This window comes from Lacinutrix gracilariae, assembly GCF_042684485.1.
Taxonomy (GTDB): Bacteria; Bacteroidota; Bacteroidia; order Flavobacteriales; family Flavobacteriaceae; genus Oceanihabitans; species Oceanihabitans gracilariae.
The window spans coordinates 573261-592786 of the sequence record NZ_JBHULM010000007.1 but is presented as its reverse complement, the minus strand read 5'-3'; the positions used below and the strand labels follow the sequence as shown (position 1 = coordinate 592786).

Genomic DNA, 19526 nt, shown 5'->3' with positions numbered 1-19526 from the left:
CGGGAGAAAGATTTTAAGATTATGAAAAAAGGTATTCTATTTTTAGTTGGTGTTATTTTTAGTTTAAGCTGTTTCTCGCAAACAATGCTTGACTCTGTGCAACAATTAGATGAAGTAGTTTTAAAGTCAGATAGATACTTAAAAACCTTTTCAAATACACAAAAGGTTGAGACATTAAAAGACACTATATTATCTAAAAGTGCACCTTCTTTAACCCAGTTGTTAAATTACAATTCTAATATTTATTTTAAGGAAAATGGTTTAGGAATGGTTTCTTCGCCATCCTTTAGAGGAACCACAGCACAGCAAACTGTTGTAGCTTGGAATGGTATTAATATCAATTCGCAATTTAACGGTCAAACCGATTTTAATACCATCAATATTCGCAATTTTGATGCAGTAAGCGTTAGAAGTGGAGGAGGAAGTGTGCTTTACGGAAGTGGTGCCATTGGTGGTTCTATTCACCTAAATAATGATATCGCTTTTAAAGAAGGATTTAAGAATTCTATTTATGCCAACTACGGAAGCTTTAATACTTTAGATGTAGGCGTGAAGTCTGGATTTTCTTCTGAAAAATTTAGTGTAGATGTAGCGATTAGTAGATCGAGTTCAGACAATGATTACGATTATGTAGATAGTGATAAAACCAATCTTAATGGTGCGTTTTACAATCAGAGTGTATCTGCAAATTTTGGATATAAAATCAATAAGAAAAATGTGCTGAAATTGTACAGTTACCTATATGATGGCGAACGCGAATTTTCGTTTATATTTCCTTCAGAAACACCTACAAAATACCAAGATTTAAATTCTAGAAACATGCTAGAATGGAATGGATTATACGGAAAATTCATCTCTACCTTAAAACTAGCATATCTTACCGAGCAGTACAAATATTTTGCAAATAGCAATTTGGATACCTATTCCTTTGGAGAAGCAAAAACCCTTATAGGTAAATACGATTTAAGCTATCGTGTATTTAAGGATGCCATGTTACAAGGTGTTGTAGATATAACAAATACTTCTGGCGAAGGATCTAGTATTGGTGAAAAAGAACGAACTATTTCTAGCTTTAGCTTGTTGTACAAACAAGAGATTAAATCCTTTTTATACGAAGCTGCTTTACGAAAAGAAATTACCAATAACTATGAGAGTCCGTTACTATATAGTTTAGGATTGCAATATCAATTTGGTAAGCATTATACCATTAATGTAAATGGTTCTAAGAATTTTAGAATACCTACCTATAATGATTTGTATTGGGAAGGAAGTGGTAATACCAATTTAAAACCAGAAACTTCAAATCAGGTAGAAATGAGTCATCAATTAGACTTTAAATACCTGTCTTTTTCGGCAACAGGTTTTTATAATGATATAAAAGATATGATTCGTTGGCTTCCTAAAGGAAGTAATTGGCAGCCTGTAAATACAGACCATGTAGAAAGCTATGGTTTGGAAACTGCATTAGATTTTAAGTATACTTTAAAAGACCATCAGTTTACTTTAGGAGGAACGTATGCATATACTATTTCTAAAAATAAAGAAACAGATTTACAACTAATTTATGTGCCAAAACATAAGGCTACAGCTACTTTTAACTATCAGTATAATCGTGCTTCTTTATATTACCAAACCCTTTATGTTGGTGAAGTACTTACTTTACAAGATGACGATCCTAAGTATACATTAGATGCTTATTTGGTTTCTAATATCGGACTTACTTATGCTTTAGGAAAAGAGAAACAATTCACTTTAGGAGCACAAATTAAAAACCTTTATAACAAAAACTATCAGAGTGTAGCAAATCGCTTCATGCCTGGAATTAACTATAATTTTTACTTAAACATTAATTTTTAAACTATGAAAAAACAATTTAAATTTTTAGCATTTACGCTATTTTTTGGCCTTTTAATTACATCATGTAGTAATGATGATGATTCTTCTAATGGTGATACAAACTTAGGTGATTATGACAATGGCTATTTTGTGTTAAATGAAGGAAACGGAAATCCTGCAACAGCATCTATCACTTTTGTTGGTGATGATGGTATTATTGTAGAAGACGTTTTTAGACTTGTAAATCCTGCTGCAGAAGAGATAGGTTCTTATTTGCAAGATATCTTTTTTGATGATACTAGAGCATTTATTATTTCTGGATCTGCAAATCAAGTAACTGTTGTTAATCGTTATACATTTGAATATATAGCTACTATTAATACTAACTTTTCTGCACCAAGATATGGTACTGTTGAAAATGGAAAAGCATATGTAACTAACTCTGCAGATTGGAGTACAGGAACTGACGATTTTCTTACTATTATTGATTTAAATGATTACTCAACAACAACAATGATTGTAGGAGATTATTCAGAAAAAATCACATCAGATGATGATTATGTGTATATTTCTAATGGATATTATGGTAGCGGAAATGCAGTAACTGTATTAAATACAAATACACAAGAATTAACAAGTATTGATTTAGGTGTAGGAAACTCTCCAAATTCAATAATAGAAGAAGATGATGATTTATATTTATTATCTTATGACTACGCATCTAACGGAAAGATTTTTAAAATCAATACAATTACTAATACTATTGAAAATACAATAGATCTTCCTGCTTCATTAGTTGGTGCTAAAAATTTAGTAATAGAAGATGATACTTTTTACTTTACTGTAGATGCTTCAGTTTATAGTGCTTCTATGAGTAGTACTACTATTTCTGATACTGCTTTATTAACCTATAATTCTACATCTACTTATGGTGTTATGTACGGATTTAATGTAGAAGATGAAAAAATTTATATTTCTGATGGAGGTGATTTTAACTCTAACAGTAATGTATATGAATATGCATTAAATGGTACTTTATTAAATACCATTACAGTAGGAGTAGGACCAAATAGTTTTCATTTTAATTAAATTCAGCCTTTAATTATTTTGAAAAAGCCACTCATTAGGAGTGGCTTTTTTTATGCAATTAAATCGCAAAACCAAAAACCAGATTTTTCGTTTTTGGTATTCGGTGTATTATATTCTCGATACACTTTGTCTCCAAGGGTAAAAGGAATAGGAGATTTAAAAATTGGACCATCATAACAAAAGGTATGAAACTCTCCATTTTCTCCACAAGGATCTACCTCTTTTGGTAAGTTTTCAATAAGTTCTTGCGTTATGGTTTTTCCAACAAAATCTTCACAGAAATATTTGGCACTAGCACAAACAATAACAGCTTTAAAGCCTAAGTCTAGAAACTCTGTAATTAAAGCTTTAGTGTTCTTTTTCCAAAGCGGAAACACAGCAGAAATACCAAGTTTACCTAAATTGTCTTCTCTATACTTTTTTAAATCTTCTAAAAAAATATCTCCAAAAGCACTATGTGTAAAGTGGTCTGCCTTTAAGGTCTGTAAGGCATTATACATGATGCTTTCATAATCAGTCATGCTAGGTTGCTCTGGTAATTCTATAGTTTGTAACGAAATGCCAATTGCTTCGGTTTGCTTTTTTAATAAAGAAATTGGCAAACCATGCATAGTCACTCTTTGATAGTGAGTATTAACTGTTGTAACTAATTTCTCTACAGAAAAATGTTTGTCTTGAAGTAAATAATATAAAGCTAAAGTAGCATCTTTTCCTGTGCTCCAATTAAAGTATGTTTTATTATTCAATGTACATGCCGTTTTCAAAAGGTTGATAGTCTACTTTGTTTTTTAGCTTATTAAAATTATTTGTTCTAGGTGCATATCTTCCGTTTTGTAAAATATGCTGTAAAGCAGCAGCAAGTAAGGGTTCGTTTTCATCACCTAAAACACCATAATTTTGAGGGTTTTCTTGTAGTTCTATTGTAGGTGTTAATCCTTCATTAGGTACACTTGCTTCTAATTTGTTTACTGTTTTAGCAACTAATGGCTGCATCGCGTAGGTGTGTAGTGGGTTTGCACCACTTCTTCCAAAATCTGGAGAATCGTAAATGGTTATAGATGCTTGCGATTTTCCTGTAGTTTGTTGTCCTATTTGTATCACTTCTATTTGCGAGTAGGCTTTTAAACTGTTTATAACCATTTCGCTAGCAGAGGCAGTAGTATCTGTGGTAAGCACATAAACCTTTTGTAAATTAAGACTGTTTATACTGTTTCCTTCAAAAGAATCTGTAAAAAGATATTCGGTATTATTACTTTGTAAATCGTTATTGTAGATTAGTTTTGAAAAAACTTCGCCAGTAAATTGTCCTGTAATCATGCTTCCTAAAAGCGTTGCTGTATTTACCGAACCTCCAGGATTATAGCGTAAATCTAAAACTAAGTTTTGTACATTATTACTTTGTAAAGTGGCAAAAGCATTGTTTAGTTGGGTATTAAAATCTGCAGTAAAACCATTGTACATTAAATAGCCAACGTTTTGGTTGTTCACTTCTAATATTTCGGTTTTGTGTACTGGGTTTTCGGTAAAAGTAATTTTGCTTAAGGTTGCAGTTTCGCTAGAGGTATCTATAGTATCATCACTATCGTCATTTGGTGTGTTATTATTGTTATAGGTTGCAAGATGTAAGGTATAGGAGTCTTGATTTAATAAGGTGCTCAAGTTACTTTCTGTTAAAGTTTCACCATTGACTGCATTAAAAATTTGTCCGCGTTGTAAACCCAAACTTTCCGCAGGACTATTGTTTAAAACTAGTCTAATAATTCCAAAAACATTGGTTGTGCTTCCTGGTTGGTAGTAAAAATCAAATTCTAAACCGTTACTTTTTCGTAGACCATTAAAACTTTCTTCTAAAGCAATATAATCACTAGTAATCCAGCTAAATCTATCGATGTTTTCTCTATCATAAATTAAGTTTTCAAATAAGGATTCCGGACTGTCAAAGGTGTTTAAATAACTAGAGTACTCACTATCACTAGAAAACCTGTCATCAGCCAAATCGGGTTTGTTTTCTTTGTATAAATAGGCATAATTCATTCCTTTATAAACAAAATCTTTAATATCGTTGCTAGTAATAGGTGTGTCATCTAAATCTTCAAAACAAGCTGTACATAAGGATGCAGCACAGAATAGAAGGGCTAATTTTTTTAAGGTATTCATAGCAAAATGTTTTTTCTTTTTCATTGTGAAGTTACGCAATAAAAATAATTATCTTGGTAATATATATGCAACAAAAAATTAAATTGTAACAAAATATAGAGTTGTTCGTCTTAATAGAAACGGCCTTTACCAAGCAGTTTTTTAACTAGCACCAAAAATAATGACACAAACCGAGTTTTTACATATTGTAATGCCTTTTAAAGATAAGGTGTTTCGTTTAGCAAAGCGATTGCTAGTGTCTAGAGAAGAAGCAGAAGATGCTACACAAGAAGTACTTTTGAAACTGTGGAAGAATAAAAAGAAGATACAAGAGTATAAAAACGTGGAAGCGTTTTCTATGACAATGACTAAGAATTTTTGTTTAGACAAATTAAAATCAAAACAAGCACAAAATTTAAAGCTAGTACATAGTAATTATCAAGATAATAATACCTCTTTACAAAAACAATTAGAGTTTAGTGATAGCGTAAATTGGGTTGCTAAAATAATTGAAGATTTACCTGAGCAGCAAAAGCTTGTGATACAATTAAGAGATATTGAGCAGTATGATTATGACGAAATTGGCAAGATGTTAGATATGAATAATACAGCAGTGCGTGTGGCATTATCTAGAGCAAGAAAAACAATAAGAGAAAAATTAACAAAAACACATAATTATGGTGTTAAATAATATAGAACAATTACTAGAAAAGTATAATAATGGTGAAACAACGCTAAAAGAAGAGCAGCAGTTAAAAAACTATTTTACACAAGAAACTGTAGCGCCACATTTAGAAATGTATAAACCAATGTTTACCTACTTTTCGGTAAGCCAAGAAGAGCAGTTTAGCAAAGACGTTCCATTAAAAACTAACAAAAACAATTTGTATAAATGGATTTCGGTTGCAGCAGTAGCAGTTCTTATGATAGGATTTTATTTTAAATCGCCTCAAACATCTTCCGATGATTTAGGTACTTATAAAGATCCTGAAATGGCATATCTTGAAGTAAAAAAATCTTTAGAAATGATTTCTACACAATTCAATAAAGGCGCTTCAAGTATTAATTATTTAACAGAAGTAGAAAACACAACAAGTTTAATTTTTAAAAAATAGAAAACATGAACCCAACAATAAATAACAAAATAAAGAAAATGAAAAAGAACGTAATTTTAATAGCAATGGCTTTATTAATGATGCCATTTGCAACCAAAGCTCAAGATATTTTTACAAAATATAGTGACAATGCAGATGTAACGTATGTAAACATTAAACCAAAAATGTTTCAAATGTTAGCAAAAATAGATATTGATACGGATGATCCTGAAGCTAAAGAGTATCTTGAAATGGTAAATAGTATTACTAGTTTAAAAACAATTATTACAGAAAAAGGAGATATTTCTGCAGATATTACTTCTTGGGTAAGCTCTAAAACAAGTAGTTTAGAAGAGTTAATGGAAGTAAAAGACGACGGAACAGTTATTAAGTTTTATGTAAAAGAAGGTAAAGATGAAGACCACGTACAAGAACTTTTAATTTTTGTAAATGGAATTAGTAAACACATGGAAGATGCTAATGTTTCTGTAAATGGTGAGCAACGTAAATTTGAAACTGTTATTGTTTCTTTAACAGGAGATATTGATTTAAAACAAATATCGAAACTTACCAAGCAAATGAATATTCCTGGAGGAGAACATTTAGAAGATAAAGAATAAAATGATGAATACAACCATAAAAAAACTATGTTACAGTTTACTAGCAGTTACTTTGCTAGTAGGTTGTAGTAATAAGCAATCTTTACAAACGTATTTTGTAGACAATCAAGAAGCTGCAAATTTTACCACTGTAGATATACCAACAAGTATTGTAGATTTTAAAAATGCAGATTTAACTGAAGAAGAAAAAGAAGCATATAAGGCTATAGATAAACTAAACTTTTTAGGTTTTAAATTAGATACTACTAATAAAGAAACCTATGAAATTGAAAAAGCTAAAGTAGCCTCTATTTTAGAAGATGAAAGATATATAGAACTAGGTGATTTTAATATGTTTGGCTCTACATTATCTGTAAAATATATTGGCGATGATGATCTAGCCGATGAGTTTATTGTATTTGGTAGCTCTAAAGAATTTGGTTTTGGTGTTTTACGTGTTCTAGGTGAGGATATGAGTCCTGCAAAACTAGTAAGACTAGCAGAATCTATGAATAAAGGAAAAGTAGATGATAGCCAATTAAAAGGAATTATAGATTTTTTTAAATAAATAGTTTCTACTTAATTCTAATAAAAAAAGCTTACCGTTTTGGTAAGCTTTTTTTTTGTGGTATTATTTAAAATGGTTGAAACCTATTTATTTAGCATCAAAAAACAAGTTCAGTATAAATTACAGTCTTTTTTTATTCTCTTCTGTAGAAACTTTTTGTTCTTGAAGTGTATTTTCTTCTTCTTCCGAAACTCTTTCTGTTAGAATTAAATTAATAATTATAGTTAAATAACCTATAACCATTGGAGCTGCAATAAAAATATTTTCTAAAATATCTAGTATACCAAAGAAAACAAACAAAAAGGTAAAAATTCCTATAAGTAGTATTGATTGTTTATCTGTAAGCATGCTATTAAATAAGTTTATATTCCAGTGTAATTACTAGGTGTAATCACTTTTAGTTCTTCTTTAATTTCGTTAGAGACTTCTAAGGTATCAATAAAATTTGAAATAGACTGTTGCGTGATTTTTTCATTGGTTCTTGTTAAACCTTTTAAAGCTTCATAAGGGTTTGGGTAAGCCTCTCTTCTTAAAATGGTTTGAATCGCTTCTGCAACAACAGCCCAATTGTTTTCTAAATCTTGAGCAAATTTGTCTTCATTCAATAATAATTTATTTAATCCTTTTAAGGTACTTTTAAAAGCTATTAAAGTATGTCCAAAAGGAACACCAACATTACGTAAAACCGTACTGTCTGTTAAATCACGTTGTAATCTTGATATTGGTAATTTAGCAGCTAAATGCTCAAAAATAGCATTTGCAATTCCAAGGTTTCCTTCAGAGTTTTCAAAATCTATAGGATTTACTTTGTGTGGCATTGCGCTACTACCAACTTCACCAGCTTTAATTTTTTGCTTAAAATAATCCATAGACACATAGGTCCAGATATCTCTATCTAAATCTAAAACAATATTGTTAATACGTTTTAAAGCATCAAATAAAGCAGCCATATGGTCATAATGCTCAATTTGTGTAGTAGGAAAAGAGTGGTGTAAGCCCAATTTTTCTTGTACAAAACTAGTACCAAAAGCTTTCCAATCTATACTTGGGTAAGCCACTTTGTGTGCATTGTAGTTTCCTGTTGCTCCACCAAATTTTGCAGCACTTGGTACATCATTTAATAAATTAAATTGCTCTTGTAAACGTACTACAAATACCTCAATTTCTTTTCCTAATCGAGTAGGAGAAGCTGGCTGACCATGCGTTCTTGCTAGCATAGAAATTTGTGACCACTCGTTTACCAATTCTTTTAATCGGTTAAGAAGTGTATGGTATTCTGGTACATATACATCATTCATAGCATCTTTAATGCTTAACGGAATTGCTGTATTGTTAATATCTTGAGAGGTTAATCCAAAGTGAATAAACTCTTTGTATTCTTGTAATCCTAGCTTGTCAAATTTGTCTTTGATAAAATATTCAACAGCTTTTACATCATGGTTGGTAACTTTTTCAATGTCTTTTATAGCTAAAGCATCTTCTGTAGAAAATTCTTTATAAATAGCTCTTAAATCTTCAAAAACAGAAGTGTTAATAGATTCAAGTTGTGGTAAAGGGATTTCGCAAAGTGCTATAAAGTATTCAATTTCTACTAAAACACGATATTTTATAAGTGCTTCTTCAGAAAAATAGTTACCTAATTCATCTACCTTATTTCTGTATCGTCCATCAATAGGTGAAATGGCATTTAATGTATTTAAAGACATAGTTTGTGTGTTGATTTTTTAGAAGTTTCAAAGATAGGTTTTTGTATTAGTAATTACGAATTTAGAATTATGATTTTTTTGTTTTTATCTTTTTTATAATTTGCTTAGCTCGTGCTTTATAGCCAGAGCTTTGCATCTGGTAATCACGCTCTAAAATTAAAACCAGTTCTGGGTGAATCCAATCATAATCATTACCAAGTAAAAACAAGGTATACATAGCATATGCTTTTGGAGCAATTTTTTCGTCATTAATCATATAATCGAAACAGACTTCAATAATTTTTTCACGATGTTTAGGCAGTAATTCTTTTTTAATTTTGTTTTCGGTTTTAGCATAGTATGCTTTTACCAAATACTCACAAATTTTAGCAACAGGTCTTACTGCAGAATCTTGATGTACTTGATGCATATTCTGAGTAAATGTATCTAAAAACGGAATCATTTTTTCTAAATTCTCTTTGCACATAAATTCTAAAACCCAAGCGGCTCGAGGAGAAATTTTATCATCTACCTTAAAAAGAATTTCTAATACTTTGGGTATCCATTCCGGATTATCTATCAGTAAATTTGCGTAATACAAGCGTTTTTCACGCGAGTGATTTACATAATTTAATTCTTGATATAGTTGGTCAGAAGTCAAAAGATTTAGTATTTTTAATGTCTAAACTAATAAAAATAACTAGATGAAAATTATAAAAAAAATACTTTTGCTTTTACTTGTTGTGTTTGTAATAGCACAATTTTTCGGACCAGAAAGAAATGAAGGAGAACTTACATCTATTACAGCTTTTGAAACCGAAACCAATCCGCCAGAAGATGTAAAGCTTATTTTACAAACTAGTTGTTATGATTGCCATAGTGATGTTACCAATTATCCATGGTACAATAAAATAACTCCAGTAAATTATTGGTTAGCAGATCATGTTAAACACGGAAAAAAACATTTTAATGTTTCTGGTTGGGAAGCTAATTCTGTAAAAAAGAAAGACCATAAGTTTGAAGAACTTATAGAAATGGTAGAAGAAAAAGAAATGCCATTAGAATCTTACACTTGGGCACATTCTGAAGCAAAACTTACAGATGCACAAATAGAATCTGTAATTAGTTGGGCAAAAAATGTACGTTTAAAATACAGCTTATTACCAAAACCAGAATAAACGTTTTACAGTAACTACACTTTAGTAACACAAATAACATTGCACCTTTGTGACAAAAAAACTCTTAATTATAGGTTTTGTATGGCCAGAACCTAAAAGCTCTGCCGCAGGAAGCAGGATGATGCAGCTTATAAAACTGTTTCAAGAACAAGAATATACCATCACGTTTGCTAGTCCTTGTGCTAAAAGCGAAAATGCCTTTGATTTAACTACCATAGGTATTACGCAAGTTGCAATAGCACTCAATAATACCAGTTTTAATACATTTATTGAAACCTTGCAGCCAGATGTGGTGCTTTTTGATAGGTTTATGATGGAAGAACAGTTTGGTTGGCGTGTTGCAGAAAGCTGCCCAAATGCTTTACGAATTTTAGATACCGAAGATTTACATTCTTTACGCAAAGGAAGACAGCAAGCCTTTAAAGAGAAACAGCCTTTTAATACTTCATATTTACTTAATGATACGGCAAAACGCGAAATAGCAAGTATTTATAGAAGTGATATTTCTTTAATTATATCTGAAGCAGAAATTGAAATTTTAAAAGATAAATTTAAAGTAGATGCTGCTTTATTGCATTATTTACCATTTATGTTAGATGGTGTTTCTATCCAAGCTATACATAAACTACCAAGTTTTAACGATCGAAACCACTTTATAACCATTGGTAATTTTATACATGAACCTAATTATAATTCGGTTTTATATTTAAAAGAAACTATTTGGCCATTGATAAGAAAACAATTACCAAAAGCCGAAATGCATATTTATGGTTCTTATGCTAGTCAAAAAGTAAATCAGTTACACAACAAGAGAGAAGGATTTTTAATAAAAGGTTTTGCGCAAGATGCAAACCATGTGATGCAACAAGCTAAAGTATGTGTAGCGGCAATACGCTTTGGTGCAGGTTTAAAAGGAAAACTGGTAGAAGCGATGCAAAACGGAACGCCTTGTGTTACTACAACTATAGGAGCAGAAGGTATGTATGGTGATTTGCAGGCTAACGGATTTATTACTGATAATCCACAAGAGTTTGCAGACAAAGCAGTTGCGCTTTATAAAGACGAAACACTATGGAAACAAAAACAACAAAACGGTTTACAAGTGATAAATACACGCTTTCAAAAAGAAACACTGCAGCAAGAATTTATAGCTACCATAGAAAGCGTTACAAACCAATTAGTACATCATCGTAAGGAAAACTTTACAGGGCAAATGTTAATGCATCATACTTTACAAAGTACTAAGTTTATGAGTAAATGGATAGAGGAGAAGAATAAGATTTAATTCCTATCTTTAAGATGTTTTATGTATTAAAATCAAAATCTAATGAAATTATTTAAAAACTCTGTAGTAGGTATATTGTTGCTATTCTTTTTTATAAGCAATAATGTCACTGCACAAGTGTCTTCAAAGCAAATAGATTCCATTATTAACTATGCTATGAGCAAGTTTAACGTAGCAGGAGCAGCAGTTGCAGTAGTTAAAGACGGAAAAATTATTCATAATCAAGGATATGGTGTAAAATCAATAGCAACAAAAGAGCCTGTAAATGCACATACACAATTTGCTATAGCATCTAATAGTAAAGCGTTTACTACAGCAGGATTAGCCATTTTAGTAGAAGAAGGTAAAATAAACTGGGAAGATAAAGTAAAAGATCACATACCAGAATTTACTATGTATAATGACTATGTAGAAGACAATTTTAATATTCTGGATTTAGTGACACATCGAAGTGGTTTACCTTTAGGTATGGGAGATTTAATGTTTTTTCCTGACGGAACCGATTTTACTATGCAAGATTTACTTTCTAGTTTTCAACATTTTAAGGCTTCTTCTGCTTTTAGAACCAAATGGGATTATGATAATTTATTATATCTAGTTGCTGGTGAATTAATAGCCAGAAAAAGTGGCATGACTTGGGAAGCCTTTATTAAAACTAGAATATTAGAGCCTTTAGGTATGGATAATTCTTATGCTGCCTTATCAGAAATTAAAGACACCTCTAATTTATCTGCTTCACATTCTACCGAATCCGGAAAAATAGAAGTCATACCAACTTTTGAAGAAATGATGAATGGTGCAGCAGGTGGAATTTTTTCGAATGTAGATGATTTATGCCAATGGATGCTTTTACATTTAAACGCAGGAAAATATGGTGAAAGTTTAGAAAAAGAACTTTTTAGTGCTGCTAATCATGACCAAATGTGGAGTATACATACTGTTATGGGAGTAAATAAAAATCCTAGATACAATTCGCATTTTTCAGGATATGGTTTAGGTTGGTTCTTGTCTGATGTGCTTGGTAATATGAAAGTAGAACACACAGGTGGTTTGCCAGGAATGCTATCACAAACCGTATTAATTCCAGATATGGATTTAGGTATTGTTATTTTAACAAATACTAGTAATGATGGTGGCGCATTTTTCTCTTCGGTATCACAAACCATTTTAGATAGATATTTAGAATTAGACGATTTTAAATGGATTGATAAGTATGCTGATTACTTACAATCTAAAGAAAAGAAAGGAGATGCTATTACAGATGAAGTATGGGAAACAGTGAAAAACAATGCAGATAAACCAATAGATACCCAAAAGTATATTGGCATTTATAAAGATAATTGGTTTGGTACTTGTGAAGTTTTTATGAAAGAAAATCAACTTTGGATAAAGTTTCATAGATCACCAAAATTAAACGGACCTTTACGTTTTTATAAAGACGAAACTTTTGCTGTACAATGGGAATATCAAGATATGAATGCAGATGCTTTTGTTAGCTTTAATTTAAACGAAAACCAAAAAGCACAAAATATTAGCATAAAAGGAATCTCGCCAAATATAGATTTTAGTTTTGATTTTCATGATCTAGATCTACAGCGTGTTGAAGAGTAATTTTATATAAAAAAAGAAGTAGAAAGCCTTTTGTTTCCTCTTCATGAAATGTTGTAAAAAGTTCCTGTTTTAGGTGCTTTTAAAAGGCTTTAATTGAAAAATAAGGTCCAGTTGTTTTGCTTTTATGCAAACCTGCCTTATTATGCTATATTTGTAAAAAGAAAAGTATGTCGTACATAACTACCATGCGGAGTTTCCTGCGATTATAAACCTAATTTTAAAGAAATAACATGAAAAACAATAGTAAGTTAACAGGAAAAAATGTTTTAATCACAGCTGGAGCGCAAGGAATTGGTGAAGCAATTACTAAACACTTTATAGATAGTGGTGCCAATGTTGTTATTCATTATTTTTCAAGTGCAGATACTGCTAACCAATTAACAGCATACGCTACAAGTAAAGGAGTACAAGCAGCTGCAATTAGTGGAGACTTAACCAAAGAAGAAGAAGCAAATGCATTGGTAGAAAAAACCATAGAAGCATTAGGTGGTTTAGACATACTAATTAACAATGCAGGTTCTCTTGTTGCACGTAAATTACTAAACGAAATAGAACCAGATTTCTGGCATAAAGTAATGGATATTAATCTTACTTCTATGATGTTTGTAACACGAGCAGCAGCTCCTTATTTAGCAAAAAATGATAATAGTAGTATTGTTAATTTGGCATCACTTGCAGGACGTAAAGGAGGGCATCCAGGATCTTTAGTTTACTCTACTAGTAAAGGAGCTATTTTAACTTTTACAAGAGCACTTTCTACAGAATTAGGTGCACAAGGTACTAGAGTTAATGCGGTTGCTCCAGGACTTATTCTTGGTACTTCATTTCATAACACACATACTACAAAAGAGTCAGCTGCTGCTACAACAGCAGGTATTCCTATACAAAGAGCAGGTAATGCAGATGACGTAGCTAGAGCTGTTTTATATCTAGCGTCAGAATATGATGGCTTTATTACAGGTGCTACATTAGATATCAATGGTGGTGTTTACAATATGTAGTTTTTTGAAAAATAATTAAACATCAAAAACATTTAAAACACTAGGTGCTACCTAGCCCCTAGTGTTTTTATTTACTTTATAAAGCTACAAGCTATGTTAAAAACACCCGTAATTCATCCTACTATAATGGAAGTGCTTGCACGTTCCGGCCATTTTGCACAAGTTGTTATTGCAGATGGTAATTTACCTGTTGGTGCCATGAATGGTCCAAATTCTACAACAGTACACCTTAATTTTCGTCCAGGATTATTAGATGCACTTACTGTTCTTGAAGGTATATTAGAGGTTTGTCCTATTCAAGGAGCTATTGTAATGGAAAAACCTGCAGAAGCAAATGCAGAAATACATGATGCTTATAAAAAAATGTTGGGTGACGTAACTTGGGATGAGATGGAGCGTTGGGCTTTTTATGACAAAATAAGAGATGTTAACACTACATTAATTATTCAAACGGGAGAACAGCGTCGTTTTGCTAATTTGGTACTTACTGTAGGTGTGGTAAAAATGGCTGAAGAAAGTAATTTTTAAATTTTGTATCCTCTTAATAGTTTTTTCTTAAACGTTTAAAAAAAGAAACATGTTTACATTTAATCATATAGCACTTTCTGTAAAAGACGTAGATGCCTCTGTTGCGTTTTATCAAAAAGTATTTAAGTTTAAAGAGATTGCAAATACTGCTTCTAACTCTAAAACAAGATGGCTTTCTATAGGGGATGGTAAACAACTTCATTTAATACCAAGACCCAATGAAGAAGTAATAACCAACAAAGCTGTTCACTTTGCTTTAGCAACTGCAGATTTAGGTTTATTTATAAGTCATTTAAAGACTTTAAATGTAGATTATAGTGATTGGATTGGCACTGTTAAAAAAGACTATGTTAGAAAAGATGGGGTAGAGCAGGTTTACTTTCAAGATCCAGATAAGTATTGGGTTGAGGTAAATAATGATCAATAAAAAACAATTTAAATCTATTCATTAATAAAAAGAATCACTTCTTTTACTCCAATAGTTGCAGGTTTTGCAACAACAGTTAAATTGGTTTTACTGGACATTGCAGGTTTTGGATCTATAAAATAGGTTGGTGTGTTTTCTGGTACATAATGCATTAAACTAGCAGCAGGATATACTTGCATGCTGGTACCAATAATTAAAAGAATATCTGCTGTTTCACAAATTTCTACTGCTTTTTCAAACATTGGTACTGCTTCGCCAAACCAAACAATATGTGGTCGTAGTTGGTGGCCTTTTTTATTCACATCACCAAGCAGTAAATCTGTTTTCCATTCTTGTACATCATTTTCGTTAGTAATACTGCGAACTTTTAATAATTCGCCATGTAAATGCACTACGTTGGTACTTCCTGCACGTTCATGTAAATCGTCTACATTTTGCGTTATAATGGTTATGTTGTGTTCTTTTTCTAAAGAAGCCAAATCATAATGTGCTTGGTTGGGTTGCACTTCTAAAAGTTGTCTTCTTCGTTGGTTGTAAAAATCTAAAACCAAGGAAGGGTTATCTCTAAATCCTTGTGGAGATGCTACTTGCATCACATCGTGACCTTCCCATAAACCATCGGCATCTCTAAAGGTTTTAATACCACTTTCTGCACTTATTCCTGCTCCTGTTAATACTACAATGTTTTTCATATAATTAGATCCTATTTCTTCCCACCAAAGTGGTAATCTGCTCAAAATATAAAATTACTTTTTTTGTCATTCCTAAGAAAGTGGTTATCCGTTCTTTTTTAATTAAATTTGACTTTTAGTAAAAAATATGACAGACATTAAACTTCTAGAATATCTAGAAACCTACTTAACCGAAAACCGAAGAAACAAGTTTAATAGAGTGATTAAACAACGTACAAAGCATTTTACGGTTGCTACAGAAGACGTGTATCAATTACATAATTCAAGCGCTGTAATGCGTAGTTGTGATGTTTTTGGTATACAAGAAGTGAATATAGTAGAAGAGGTGAATAGCAAAAGTATTGACAGAGAAATTGCTATGGGAGCACAGAAATGGGTAGACTTAAATAGGTTTCATTCTATTAAAGATTGCATTGCAGATGTAAAACAAAAAGGATATCAAATTGTAGCAACTACACCACATATTGAAGATTGCGAATTACAAGATTTTGACTTTACAAAAAAGTCTTGTTTTTTCTTTGGAAGAGAAACCGAAGGCTTAAGCCAAGAGGTTTTAGATGCTGCAGATTGTTACCTAAAAATACCTATGATTGGTTTTACAGAAAGTTTAAATATTTCTGTTTCTGCAGCTATTGTTTTACAAGAAGTAACAGCCAAATTAAGACGAAGCGATATTGCTTGGCAACTTAGTGAAGAAGAGCAAAATGCAAAGCGATTAGATTGGGTGAAAAAAACAATTAAAAGCTATGACCAAATTATAGCACGTTATTACGAAGAGAATAAATGATTGCAATAAAAAAAGCGTAACCCAATAAAGGATTACGCTTTGTATATTATATTTTAAAAATCTTTAAAATTTACTAGATCTACTTCTGTTTAATACTTTGTATTCTTCATAACACTCACTAATAGCATCTAAAATTTGAAGATCATTAGCAGAGTTTATAAAATCTTTAGAGTAGTTACACTGGGTCACAATTTCATCTAAATCTACTCGGTTTACTTGTAATAAAGCCATAAGCATTTCTCTGTCAAAACGTGTAGCAAGTAAGTTTCTTATCTCATCATCTTGCTTCATCTTTTTTAGTTTTCGCATCTCATTTGGTTGTCTACCAAACATTCTATACAAAAAGTCTGCAGGATTAAAAATAGCACCTAAAACTTTGGTTACAGCACTTGGCGAATTATTTCCAGCTTCATAACCTGTACTAGGTAAGCCCGAAATTGCATATCTGTAATTATTGTTTGTGGGTACATTTTTAATATCTACCTCTAAAAAACCAGTAAGTTTAAACTGTGTTACTACTACTTCTTCTAAAGCTAAAGCCAATTCTGTTAAAGCAATATCTGAACTACCATACTTCAACCAGTCATTAGTTACTCTTACCTTAATAGATTTAAAACCTAAATAAGAAAAGTGTAAGGTATCATTTGGCTTAGCTGTAAGTTCAAACACACCGTTTTCATCTGTTGTTGTACCTATTACTTGTGTTAAGTTTACAATATTTACGCTTTCTAGAGTGGTATCATCTGCTGCGTTAATTACTACACCTTTTACTTTAGAAGGCAGCTCTTGCGCCTGACTAAATGTAACAATTAGTAGTAAAAAAAATATAGTAAACCAGTTTTTCATAATAGTGGTATGTAGTTTTATAAAGATACAAACATATTTATAAATACGTTATACCTTTTAAACTTTGACTTAAAATTAACAAAATTACTAGCCCAAAGGCAAGATGGTTTAGCGTCTTGAACGTCTTGGTCTAGAATGTGTGGTTTTAAATTCAGACTTATCTCTAGATTCAGATCTTCTTGAAGAACCTTCAGCGCTACGTCTATCTCCTCTATTAGAGTCGCTTCTTCTTTCGTCTCTACCAGAACTACGTCTTTCTCCTCTTGGTCTATCAGAACCTCCACGTCTTCTGTCACCTCGGTTTCCACCATCACGACGTCTTCCGCCACCACGATTTCCGCCGCGACTTCTTCCGCCACCTCCACGGTTTTCACTAACTTCTACATTTACAAAACGTCCTTCGTGTTTGTAATCTGTAAAAAAGGCAAGTATCTTTTCTTGGTGTTCTTTTTCAGTATTAAAGAAAGAGAAACTTTCTTTTACATCAACTTTAAATACATCATCTCTACCAAGTTCTAAAATTTCTTTTAAGAAATCTTTAAGCTTCATCCAGTCAAAGCCATCTTTTTCACCAACATTAATAAAGTAACGAGTATCATTAGTGTTACTACTTCTTCCGCCTTCACGATCGTTAGAAGATGCTGTTACATTTAGGTTTTTAGCTTTTTGGTAGTAGTTAAAGAAACGTGTAAACTCTACAGAAAAGAATTTTTTAATAAGTTCTTCTTTTGTAGTTTCTTCAAACAAAGCATTTATATCTTCTAAATACTTATCAATTTCATGATTGATTTCTGTATTGTGAATTTTATTTGCTAAAGACATTAGTTGTACTTCGCAAATTTCCATTCCGTTCGGAATTTCTTTTAATTCAAATTTCTTGTTTATAATACGCTCAATACTTTTTAATCTGCGTATTTCGCTTTTAGAAACAATAACCATAGAAACTCCTGTTTTTCCTGCACGACCTGTTCGTCCGCTTCGGTGTGTATAAGTTTCTACTTCATCACTTAATTGGTAGTTAATTACGTGTGTAATATCATCCACATCAATACCACGAGCAGCAACATCTGTAGCTACAAGCATTTGTATTTGACGTGTTCTAAATTGTTTCATCACAATATCACGTTGGTTTTGGCTTAAATCACCATGTAGTGCTCCAGCGCTATAACCATCTTCAATTAAGTTTTCTGCAACTTTTTGTGTATCTCTTTTGGTTCTACAAAAAATTACCGAAAATATATCTGGATTTGCATCTGCTAAACGTTTTAATGCTTGGTAACGATCACGTGCATTTACTAAATAGTATTCGTGAGTTACGTTAGAAGTACTTTCATTTTTATGACCAACCGTAATTTCTTTTGGGTCAAACATAAATTTCTTAGCAATTCTAGCAACTTCTTTTGGCATAGTTGCAGAAAATAACCAGGTATTTTTATCTTCTGGTGTACCAGAAAGAATATCTGTAATATCTTCTTTAAATCCCATGTTTAACATTTCATCGGCTTCATCTAAAACCGAATATTGAATTTTAGTGATATCCACTAATTTTCTGTTAATCATATCTTTCATTCTACCAGGAGTAGCAACTATAATTTGCGCACCACGTTTTACTTCGCGTGCTTGGTCTGTAATACTTGATCCACCATAAATAGCAACTACATTTAAACCTTTGCAGTATTTACCATAGGCTTTCATTTCGTTTGCAATTTGTAAACAAAGCTCACGAGTAGGAGAAAGTATTAAACCTTGTGTTGTACGACTGTTAACGTCGATTTTTTGCAACATAGGAAAACCAAATGCTGCAGTTTTTCCAGTTCCAGTTTGCGCTAATGCAACTAAATCTGTTTCTTCGTTTAATAAAATTGGGATTGCTTTTTCTTGTACTTCAGAAGGGGATTCAAATCCTAAATCTGTAATACCTTGTAATAGTTCTTCGTTAAGACCTAAATCTTGGAATGTGCTCATTCTTGTTTTATGTATTTCAATGTCAATCTATTTTGGTGTTACAAATAGAAGTGCATTGAACATACTTAACCTAAAACTTCTAGTAACACATCCTCTCTCTGAGGAGTCCTTTTTTTCAACGCGTTTTGCGTTTGCAAGGTGCAAAGGTACAACATTATTTTCGATATTCAATTTTTGGGCGTTTTAACACGCTATTCGT

General features: G+C 31.7%; 21 protein-coding genes. 13 read left to right on the top strand and 8 right to left on the bottom strand.

The genetic code is table 11. The features are described 5' to 3' along the window. Positions 1–21: 21 nt before the first annotated feature. Together ACFSSB_RS05615 and ACFSSB_RS05610 are read left to right on the top strand one after the other, a co-directional pair. Positions 22–1857 (top strand): TonB-dependent receptor plug domain-containing protein, encoded by a 1836-nt coding sequence (locus ACFSSB_RS05615; RefSeq protein WP_379901879.1) that lies wholly within the window; start codon positions 22–24, stop codon positions 1855–1857. Between the two features lie 3 nt (positions 1858–1860). Continuing rightward, positions 1861–2925: a YncE family protein gene (locus ACFSSB_RS05610; RefSeq protein ID WP_379901876.1), complete on the top strand. Its 1065-nt coding sequence runs from the start codon at positions 1861–1863 to the stop codon at positions 2923–2925. Between the two features lie 50 nt (positions 2926–2975). Here ACFSSB_RS05610 and ACFSSB_RS05605 read toward each other — a convergent pair whose 3' ends face one another. Together ACFSSB_RS05605 and ACFSSB_RS05600 are read right to left on the bottom strand one after the other, a co-directional pair. Then, complete coding sequence (locus ACFSSB_RS05605) at positions 2976–3671, bottom strand: Dph6-related ATP pyrophosphatase (protein WP_379901874.1); 696 nt, start codon at positions 3669–3671, stop codon at positions 2976–2978. Continuing rightward, positions 3664–5082 carry a S41 family peptidase gene (locus ACFSSB_RS05600; RefSeq protein ID WP_379901871.1) on the bottom strand — a complete coding sequence of 473 codons (1419 nt, stop codon included), beginning with the start codon at positions 5080–5082 and terminating at the stop codon, positions 3664–3666. The genes ACFSSB_RS05605 and ACFSSB_RS05600 overlap by 8 nt, the downstream gene beginning before the upstream one ends. A gap of 160 nt (positions 5083–5242) precedes the next feature. Here ACFSSB_RS05600 and ACFSSB_RS05595 point away from each other — a divergent pair, with 160 nt between their 5' ends. Genes ACFSSB_RS05595 through ACFSSB_RS05580 form a run of 4 tightly spaced genes read left to right on the top strand, consistent with a single transcriptional unit; the run spans position 5243 to position 7322 of the window. Then, positions 5243–5752: an RNA polymerase sigma factor gene (locus tag ACFSSB_RS05595; RefSeq protein ID WP_379901869.1), complete on the top strand. Its 510-nt coding sequence runs from the start codon at positions 5243–5245 to the stop codon at positions 5750–5752. Next, on the top strand, positions 5739–6176 hold the full coding sequence (locus ACFSSB_RS05590; protein ID WP_379901867.1) for a hypothetical protein: 438 nt from the start codon (positions 5739–5741) through the stop codon (positions 6174–6176). The genes ACFSSB_RS05595 and ACFSSB_RS05590 overlap by 14 nt, the downstream gene beginning before the upstream one ends. 38 nt (positions 6177–6214) lie before the next feature. After that, positions 6215–6775 (top strand): DUF4252 domain-containing protein, encoded by a 561-nt coding sequence (locus tag ACFSSB_RS05585; protein ID WP_379901864.1) that lies wholly within the window; start codon positions 6215–6217, stop codon positions 6773–6775. Positions 6776–6779: 4 nt separating this feature from the next. Beyond that, entirely contained in the window at positions 6780–7322 is a 543-nt protein-coding gene (locus ACFSSB_RS05580; RefSeq protein ID WP_379901860.1) for a DUF4252 domain-containing protein, read from the top strand. 120 nt (positions 7323–7442) lie between these two features. Here the strand turns inward: ACFSSB_RS05580 and ACFSSB_RS05575 are convergent, their stop codons facing one another. The 3 genes from ACFSSB_RS05575 to ACFSSB_RS05565 form a co-directional block, all read right to left on the bottom strand. After that, positions 7443–7670 (bottom strand): hypothetical protein, encoded by a 228-nt coding sequence (locus tag ACFSSB_RS05575; protein WP_379901857.1) that lies wholly within the window; start codon positions 7668–7670, stop codon positions 7443–7445. A 14-nt stretch (positions 7671–7684) separates the two neighbouring features. Further along, the gene (gene purB / locus ACFSSB_RS05570) at positions 7685–9028 is read right to left on the bottom strand and encodes an adenylosuccinate lyase (RefSeq protein ID WP_379901854.1); all 1344 of its coding nucleotides are present in this window, start codon (positions 9026–9028) and stop codon (positions 7685–7687) included. A gap of 67 nt (positions 9029–9095) precedes the next feature. Further along, on the bottom strand, positions 9096–9668 hold the full coding sequence (locus tag ACFSSB_RS05565; protein WP_379901852.1) for an adenylosuccinate lyase: 573 nt from the start codon (positions 9666–9668) through the stop codon (positions 9096–9098). Positions 9669–9711: 43 nt separating this feature from the next. On the opposite strand from ACFSSB_RS05565, the gene ACFSSB_RS05560 reads away from it, so the two are divergent. The 6 genes from ACFSSB_RS05560 to ACFSSB_RS05535 all read left to right on the top strand — a co-directional run bounded on the left by ACFSSB_RS05560 (position 9712) and on the right by ACFSSB_RS05535 (position 15037). Beyond that, a complete protein-coding gene (locus ACFSSB_RS05560; protein ID WP_379901850.1) occupies positions 9712–10185 on the top strand; it encodes a heme-binding domain-containing protein in 474 nt (157 codons plus the stop codon). A 49-nt stretch (positions 10186–10234) separates the two neighbouring features. After that, complete coding sequence (locus tag ACFSSB_RS05555) at positions 10235–11470, top strand: glycosyltransferase family 4 protein (protein ID WP_379901847.1); 1236 nt, start codon at positions 10235–10237, stop codon at positions 11468–11470. 42 nt (positions 11471–11512) lie between these two features. Then, complete coding sequence (locus ACFSSB_RS05550) at positions 11513–13081, top strand: serine hydrolase (protein ID WP_379901844.1); 1569 nt, start codon at positions 11513–11515, stop codon at positions 13079–13081. Between the two features lie 230 nt (positions 13082–13311). Further along, a complete protein-coding gene (locus tag ACFSSB_RS05545) occupies positions 13312–14082 on the top strand; it encodes an SDR family NAD(P)-dependent oxidoreductase (RefSeq protein ID WP_379901841.1) in 771 nt (256 codons plus the stop codon). A 93-nt stretch (positions 14083–14175) separates the two neighbouring features. Further along, the gene (locus tag ACFSSB_RS05540) at positions 14176–14610 is read left to right on the top strand and encodes an RbsD/FucU domain-containing protein (protein ID WP_379901838.1); all 435 of its coding nucleotides are present in this window, start codon (positions 14176–14178) and stop codon (positions 14608–14610) included. A 49-nt stretch (positions 14611–14659) separates the two neighbouring features. Continuing rightward, positions 14660–15037 carry a VOC family protein gene (locus ACFSSB_RS05535; protein ID WP_379901836.1) on the top strand — a complete coding sequence of 126 codons (378 nt, stop codon included), beginning with the start codon at positions 14660–14662 and terminating at the stop codon, positions 15035–15037. A 14-nt stretch (positions 15038–15051) separates the two neighbouring features. Here the strand turns inward: ACFSSB_RS05535 and ACFSSB_RS05530 are convergent, their stop codons facing one another. Further along, entirely contained in the window at positions 15052–15729 is a 678-nt protein-coding gene (locus ACFSSB_RS05530; protein WP_379902147.1) for an SIR2 family NAD-dependent protein deacylase, read from the bottom strand. 127 nt (positions 15730–15856) lie between these two features. On the opposite strand from ACFSSB_RS05530, the gene ACFSSB_RS05525 reads away from it, so the two are divergent. Then, positions 15857–16516, top strand: a complete 660-nt coding sequence (locus ACFSSB_RS05525; RefSeq protein WP_379901832.1) for a TrmH family RNA methyltransferase — start codon at positions 15857–15859, stop codon at positions 16514–16516. A gap of 63 nt (positions 16517–16579) precedes the next feature. Here ACFSSB_RS05525 and ACFSSB_RS05520 read toward each other — a convergent pair whose 3' ends face one another. Continuing rightward, complete coding sequence (locus tag ACFSSB_RS05520) at positions 16580–17362, bottom strand: carboxypeptidase-like regulatory domain-containing protein (RefSeq protein ID WP_379901828.1); 783 nt, start codon at positions 17360–17362, stop codon at positions 16580–16582. A 108-nt stretch (positions 17363–17470) separates the two neighbouring features. After that, positions 17471–19327 (bottom strand): DEAD/DEAH box helicase, encoded by a 1857-nt coding sequence (locus tag ACFSSB_RS05515; RefSeq protein WP_379901826.1) that lies wholly within the window; start codon positions 19325–19327, stop codon positions 17471–17473. Positions 19328–19526: the final 199 nt, after the last annotated feature.

What these genes read in the sequence shown, in the direction of transcription:
- ACFSSB_RS05525 (WP_379901832.1), top strand. Translation starts at nt 15,857, where the DNA reads ATGACAGACATTAAACTTCTAGAATATCTAGAAACCTACTTAACCGAA.
- ACFSSB_RS05530 (WP_379902147.1), bottom strand. Translation starts at nt 15,729, where the DNA reads ATGAAAAACATTGTAGTATTAACAGGAGCAGGAATAAGTGCAGAAAGT.
- ACFSSB_RS05575 (WP_379901857.1), bottom strand. Translation starts at nt 7,670, where the DNA reads ATGCTTACAGATAAACAATCAATACTACTTATAGGAATTTTTACCTTT.
- purB (WP_379901854.1), bottom strand. Translation starts at nt 9,028, where the DNA reads ATGTCTTTAAATACATTAAATGCCATTTCACCTATTGATGGACGATAC.
- ACFSSB_RS05550 (WP_379901844.1), top strand. Translation starts at nt 11,513, where the DNA reads ATGAAATTATTTAAAAACTCTGTAGTAGGTATATTGTTGCTATTCTTT.
- ACFSSB_RS05535 (WP_379901836.1), top strand. Translation starts at nt 14,660, where the DNA reads ATGTTTACATTTAATCATATAGCACTTTCTGTAAAAGACGTAGATGCC.
- ACFSSB_RS05600 (WP_379901871.1), bottom strand. Translation starts at nt 5,082, where the DNA reads ATGAATACCTTAAAAAAATTAGCCCTTCTATTCTGTGCTGCATCCTTA.
- ACFSSB_RS05615 (WP_379901879.1), top strand. Translation starts at nt 22, where the DNA reads ATGAAAAAAGGTATTCTATTTTTAGTTGGTGTTATTTTTAGTTTAAGC.
- ACFSSB_RS05580 (WP_379901860.1), top strand. Translation starts at nt 6,780, where the DNA reads ATGAATACAACCATAAAAAAACTATGTTACAGTTTACTAGCAGTTACT.
- ACFSSB_RS05515 (WP_379901826.1), bottom strand. Translation starts at nt 19,327, where the DNA reads ATGAGCACATTCCAAGATTTAGGTCTTAACGAAGAACTATTACAAGGT.
- ACFSSB_RS05595 (WP_379901869.1), top strand. Translation starts at nt 5,243, where the DNA reads ATGACACAAACCGAGTTTTTACATATTGTAATGCCTTTTAAAGATAAG.
- ACFSSB_RS05590 (WP_379901867.1), top strand. Translation starts at nt 5,739, where the DNA reads ATGGTGTTAAATAATATAGAACAATTACTAGAAAAGTATAATAATGGT.
- ACFSSB_RS05560 (WP_379901850.1), top strand. Translation starts at nt 9,712, where the DNA reads ATGAAAATTATAAAAAAAATACTTTTGCTTTTACTTGTTGTGTTTGTA.
- ACFSSB_RS05520 (WP_379901828.1), bottom strand. Translation starts at nt 17,362, where the DNA reads ATGAAAAACTGGTTTACTATATTTTTTTTACTACTAATTGTTACATTT.
- ACFSSB_RS05610 (WP_379901876.1), top strand. Translation starts at nt 1,861, where the DNA reads ATGAAAAAACAATTTAAATTTTTAGCATTTACGCTATTTTTTGGCCTT.
- ACFSSB_RS05540 (WP_379901838.1), top strand. Translation starts at nt 14,176, where the DNA reads ATGTTAAAAACACCCGTAATTCATCCTACTATAATGGAAGTGCTTGCA.
- ACFSSB_RS05585 (WP_379901864.1), top strand. Translation starts at nt 6,215, where the DNA reads ATGAAAAAGAACGTAATTTTAATAGCAATGGCTTTATTAATGATGCCA.
- ACFSSB_RS05545 (WP_379901841.1), top strand. Translation starts at nt 13,312, where the DNA reads ATGAAAAACAATAGTAAGTTAACAGGAAAAAATGTTTTAATCACAGCT.